Origin of the sequence: Pandoraea cepalis (genome assembly GCF_902459665.1) — a bacterium.
Lineage (GTDB): Bacteria > Pseudomonadota > Gammaproteobacteria > Burkholderiales > Burkholderiaceae > Pandoraea > Pandoraea cepalis.
Map to the genome: position 1 here is coordinate 1 of NZ_CABPSL010000039.1, position 5,076 is coordinate 5,076.

The 5,076-nt window shown below is 55.1% G+C and carries 5 protein-coding genes; 3 read left to right on the forward strand and 2 right to left on the reverse strand.

Annotation, left to right across the window (positions count from 1 at the left end; translation table 11 throughout):
• The 3 genes from PCE31106_RS24195 to PCE31106_RS23770 form a co-directional block, all read left to right on the forward strand.
• On the forward strand, positions 1 to 210 hold a 210-nt coding region (locus PCE31106_RS24195; protein WP_217425928.1), incomplete at its 5' end, for a hypothetical protein.
• Positions 207 to 455, forward strand: coding sequence for an SHOCT domain-containing protein (locus PCE31106_RS23765; protein ID WP_150564885.1), 249 nt, complete (start codon positions 207 to 209; stop codon positions 453 to 455). The genes PCE31106_RS24195 and PCE31106_RS23765, both read left to right, overlap by 4 nt.
• Positions 456 to 948: 493 nt before the next feature.
• Positions 949 to 1,461 carry a hypothetical protein gene (locus PCE31106_RS23770; RefSeq protein WP_150564886.1) on the forward strand — a complete coding sequence of 171 codons (513 nt, stop codon included), beginning with the start codon at positions 949 to 951 and terminating at the stop codon, positions 1,459 to 1,461.
• A gap of 593 nt (positions 1,462 to 2,054) precedes the next feature.
• Here the strand turns inward: PCE31106_RS23770 and PCE31106_RS23780 are convergent.
• Positions 2,055 to 3,869, reverse strand: a complete 1,815-nt coding sequence (locus PCE31106_RS23780; protein WP_150564887.1) for a TnsD family Tn7-like transposition protein — start codon at positions 3,867 to 3,869, stop codon at positions 2,055 to 2,057.
• A gap of 10 nt (positions 3,870 to 3,879) precedes the next feature.
• Positions 3,880 to 5,022: an AAA family ATPase gene (locus PCE31106_RS23785; RefSeq protein ID WP_150564888.1), complete on the reverse strand. Its 1,143-nt coding sequence runs from the start codon at positions 5,020 to 5,022 to the stop codon at positions 3,880 to 3,882.
• Positions 5,023 to 5,076: the final 54 nt, after the last annotated feature.

Consider the following 5,076-nt stretch of genomic DNA (forward strand, 5'->3'; position numbering starts at 1 on the left):
ATCTTTCTGACATATAACCCTCCGTACAAACAGGAAATTAACAAATTCCTCATGTACGTGAAACCGGGGCAGGATCAATTTCACAAAATGAGGCTATTGCTTCGGACGGAACAGGCGCAACGCGTTGATCCCAATCAATTTAATGATCGTAACGATGTCATAAAGAAGGCGCCTGGTTTGCGGCGTCTCGATCCAGGGAGCAGTTCATGATGTACGGTTGGGAGGGCGGTTCTCCAATGTGGTGGGGCGGAATGATTGTCGGGCCAATCATGATGATCGCGTTCGTGGTTCTGACGGTTTTGGCCATCGCATGGGCCTTGCGCGCGACGGGCCTTGGATGGCATTCGGATCGCAAGCGGCCATCTCGACTCGACATCCTCAAGGACCGGCTTGCACGCGGCGAGATCGATCGCGCGGAATACGAGGAGCAGCGGAAAATCTTGAGCGGTCCGTGATCGGTTTTGGTGGGACGCCTCCGGCGAACACTTTCCGTGCCTGTTTTAAGGTCATCACGATTTCGGATGAGACGTGGTGGCGTGTGACTCTTTGAGCGCGCATGGGCGTCGGTCGTGCACCGCAGTCGGCGCGTTTGTGATGTTGCCACTGTTTCTGTGATCGTGAACGTCCTGCACTGCACTAGTGCGCACGCTGAAGCTGAGCAGGCAGTTGCAGCGGAGGCACTCGAAGGTGATTGGCATCGCGATGGTGGCGGCACGCCTCTTAAAGTCGTCATGGTTAATACACAGAATCGAAACACATCGATAGCGCCTCTTCTTTTGTGGCCATTGTGCCGCCCTGGTGCAGCTCACATGCGATCTGACCTGTATCGCTGCTTGTGTGATCCAAATCAAGTTACGCGAAGCATTGACGAGCCACTATGCAGTGAGGATGCGACGCCGTGTCAATACGGCCGTTCTTTCGTTTTTATACCTACGAGGACTCACCATCATGAAAAAAATTGTTGCCGCAGTCATAGCGGGCATCGCCCTGAGCAGTTCCATGTCGCCGGCCATTGCCAGCGCGGATACCGGGTCGTCGAAAAAAGCCACGGCGGCTCAAGCGCCAAGCACCGTTGAATTTGACAAGAAACTGGCCCAGGCGCAGGAACAGATGAATACGATGCGCGCGCAGATGGATCAGATCCGTCAGACCCAGGATCCGCAAGAGCGGCAACGGCTCCTGCAGCAGCACTGGGCCACGATGCAAAGCACTATGAGCGCCATGGACGATCTGTGGGGGCCGAGCATGATGGGGCGTGGCATGATGGGACCCGGGGGAATGATGGGCGGCGCAGGCGGCGGATGGGGGCATATGGGAGGCTATTACTCCAAGCTGACGCCTGAGCAACTGCGGCAGCATCAGTACATGAACGATCAGTACCTGAACATGCAACAGCAGATGATGAACAACATGATGTTGAACCAACAGTACTGGATGGGGCCGCCAGCACCGATCAAATAAATGCATGGCTTCCTCTGCTCGGGGAAGCCGCAGGGCGAGCAGGTCAGCATCGATTCAGCTCGATAGCGCTCGTCATTCTGTATGTCAATGCAAGACACCTTTCATTTCTGATTGCGTGATGAAGCGCCTACGTCGCTTCCTAAGCAACATGCGTTGATCTTTGGTAACTCGGTGGACCTGCCGACTACCTTCAAGGTTCGCGAGGTCAATCCGGGGTCGAAGAGTGACGACGCTATTCGAGAGCTTTGGTTCCATCGAGAGCGAGCTGTAAGTGACTTTGCCGACCCTAAGTAGCATTGCTGATTGACTAGATGCTGGATGGAAATGCGCCAGCCTGGTCAACGTATGGATCCAACTCGGTGAGTAGCTTCAGTAACGACATCGAAGCGAAAATCACCATGGTGACGATCGAATAGATGAAGCCATTCGCTGCAGCCCGCAATTCGGAGAGATTCGTCTTACCCCAGAACGCGGATGCCCCGCGCGCCACGCACATCGGCCGAGCTACTGCTCCAATGCTCAGGATGCTGCCTGTCGTAGAAGGGGCAGCGGCTACCGACCCGGCTGATCAATCGTGCCGGAATATGCGGTTGTCAGAGGTAGTCGCTCGCGTGTTTGTACGTCACGCCAGCAAGTCGGTAGACACGGGAAGGTGCTGGTAGCACGCCTTCACGGGCGAATAAGTGATTGGCCCACCACTGGACCCGACGCGACTGGAAGGCTGAGGTCGTCTCCACTACTTCACGCAGGACGTGGTCACAGAGGGGTAATTTGGCACGATGCTTTTCGAGCCATGATATTTTTCCGGTCCGTCTTCCAAGCTCTCGCACGGAAATTCGGACGGGGACGTCACGTGAGGCCTGTATCTCTTTAGCCGCCAGGCCTAGCGACAGGGCTAGTTCAATGTCCCGTTGCTCCCACGCCCCCTTGAGATTGCTCACTCGAGCCAGACTGCTTACTTCGGGCATATGTGAGCGCAGCCATGCTCGGTCATTTCGGTACAACCAAGCGTAGCATCCCGGCTCGCGACTGCGCAGAGCCGTAGCGCTGTCGTGAGGATATTTTCTTCGGATACTTAGGTAGATGGCATGCATTTTTCGCCGTTGCTTCTTATGGCGGTTGGCTCGACGCTGAACTTGCAGTTCCATATCACGAACTAGGATGCGACCGACCGATGCTGTGCTGATGCCTGTGCGCGCGGCAATTTTCGTGATGGAGGCGCCTGCCCTCAGTTGAGTTTTGATCGCGGCGACGTCGCTTTCGAAAATTCGTTTGGGACGCTGTGCGATTCTTACACCTTCGCGATGTGCGATCGTCATGACAGTATGAACATCAATCGCCAACTCACGCGCTGCTTGCCGAGCCGAAAATCCCCGCTCCCACATTAGCTTAAGGACGTCACCAACTAGTGATGATGTTCGAGGTTCGCCCCTTCCCTGATGCATGTTCTGTGCTGCAATCACGGCTTTCGGAGGCGAAAAAAATGCGTCGAGTGTAGGAGAAAATGCACCTATCAGCATCAAATGCTTTAGCGGATGGGAAACTCCGCGTGGCTTACGCACGAGACTCGTCAGCCAATCATGGTCGCCGCCGATCGATCCCAGCAAGCCTGAAAACGGCTTGATTTCGCGCAACGGCGCCCAGTGCGCGGCGACAGCCCGTTGCAGTGCGACCACATCCACGCGGGTGGCCGATCGAGTGAGTTCGTGTCGTTCCAAAAGCGCCCGATAGCGATTTCTCAAGGCGTGAAGCTGGCCGTTGGGACGTTTTGACTTATTGAGCAACTCGCAACTTAGCGACGCGATACGAAGCAGGCTCGCTTGTGCGCATCGTGAGGGTTCAGGAACCGCCTTTGTGAATTGCGACAACGGCTCATCCGGCAAAAAAAGCACGTGGCGGTATTTGTGCTGCTCAATATGATTGCTTTGGTTGAGCGCGATTTCGTGAACTGGGCAGACCAATACACCAGGCAACTGGTGGACACGATGCCAGGTCGGCACTCCGAGCGTGCGCAGGTCCGAACTGGCACAGGCATCGCAGTAGCGCAGTGGGTTTGCTGCCCCGAGACGACTGCTTGGAAGCCCAAGGTATAGTTTGAGACTAGTCGCCGGCGTCTGTAACAGCGCACGCCGCGAAGCTTGATAGCGGCTCTTCTCAATAAAGGGTTTGAAGTACGGCAACATTGTATGGCGTTCGACGGCGTTCTGAAGCGCATCGTCTGCCATGCCCAAAGCATCGAAAATTTGCCGGAGACGGCCAGTCAGCAGATTGCCTAGGACAACATTATGTTCGCCAATGAGTTCGCTAATAGTGTCGTCGGTTGAGCGGTTACCACTGCGTCGATGCCATCGCGCTACCATGCCGAAAACAGTCTCCCCTGGAGCCGCGAGGATATGGAGTTTCGACATTGATATTGATTTAGCCGCCGCCGCGCCCGTTACCGAACAGCGAATCGTCGCCGACGACCCCAGATTGCTTTAACGCCTCGTAAGTGTTGCTTGATGTACCGGCCGAACGAAGATCATCTTCGGGAGTTTCCTTTGCGGCTTTGCCGCGGCTCCGGGGCGCAGTCTTCGGAGCCGTTTTCGCCGCGGCTACATCGTCAGCGTGATCTGCCAGCAGCGCATCTAACCGAGAGTCCAGGTCGGTGTCGCGCGTTGTGGGCGGCGACGTCCCGATCAAGTCGCGGTTCGGCGGCAAAAGATCTTCGAACGCGGAAAGCGATTTGAAAGTATTTTTCCGCAGCGCATTGATGGCCGGGTGCAGGAGTGTCAGTTGGTCGTCGTAGGTCGCGCGAATGCAGTCGACCGTCACAGCTTCGGTGCCGTCAAACATGGCACGCTGCTGAGCTAATTTAAACAGTATCACCAGAATATCGGTTATTCCCTGTGTGAGATCATAGAGCGTAAAAAGGAGGTCATCGTCTACTGCAGTGGGTTTTTTCGTCCACTGGTAAGTCCAGAGGCGTTTGACAAACTTGACCCACTCCTCATCCAGGTGAGAGCTGGGGCGCTCGATATCAATCAAACCGCTTTCGGAAGCGCGGCGAGCGTCCTTGAGTTCGCCTTGAAACAATCGCACAGCCTTGTAGGTACCGATCAAAAGGCTAGGCACTTTCAGGTGGTCGCGCAAGTCTTGGAAGAAGTCCAGCAGAGGAGCCGCACCCTGGGTTTTTGCAAGATCCAGACGTTGGATTTCATCGATCACAAGCAAGCCTACGAAGTACGTTGCGCAGTGTTGCCGGATCATCCCTTCGAGTTCGTCACGAGTCACTTTGCTGCGTGAATACATGCGCTCAAATTTGTCGACTCCCAATGCTCGATCTAGTTGTCGTGCGAATTCTCGACAAAAACTTGAGATCGAGCCGTTCTGAGGGCATGTCACCTTGAGCCAGACGATTTGCGTGATGGGAATCCGCTGTCCCTGAAAGGTTTCGTGCCTTATCACCTGATTGGGATAAATTCTCAATACCGCATCCATCGCGGTCGTCTTGCCTATCCCGCTTAAACCCACAATGGTTGCTTTCGATTCAGCTGCAATGGTAATGCCCCCATTTTCCACGGCCGCGAGAAGTAGAAACTAAGCGGCCATGGCCAGCCGCTGCTTCGGGGTAAA

Bases quoted from the DNA above. Each gene is read 5' to 3' on its own strand.
- PCE31106_RS23765 (WP_150564885.1), top strand. From the start codon at position 207: ATGATGTACGGTTGGGAGGGCGGTTCTCCAATGTGGTGGGGCGGAATG.
- PCE31106_RS23770 (WP_150564886.1), top strand. From the start codon at position 949: ATGAAAAAAATTGTTGCCGCAGTCATAGCGGGCATCGCCCTGAGCAGT.
- PCE31106_RS23780 (WP_150564887.1), bottom strand. From the start codon at position 3,869: ATGTCGAAACTCCATATCCTCGCGGCTCCAGGGGAGACTGTTTTCGGC.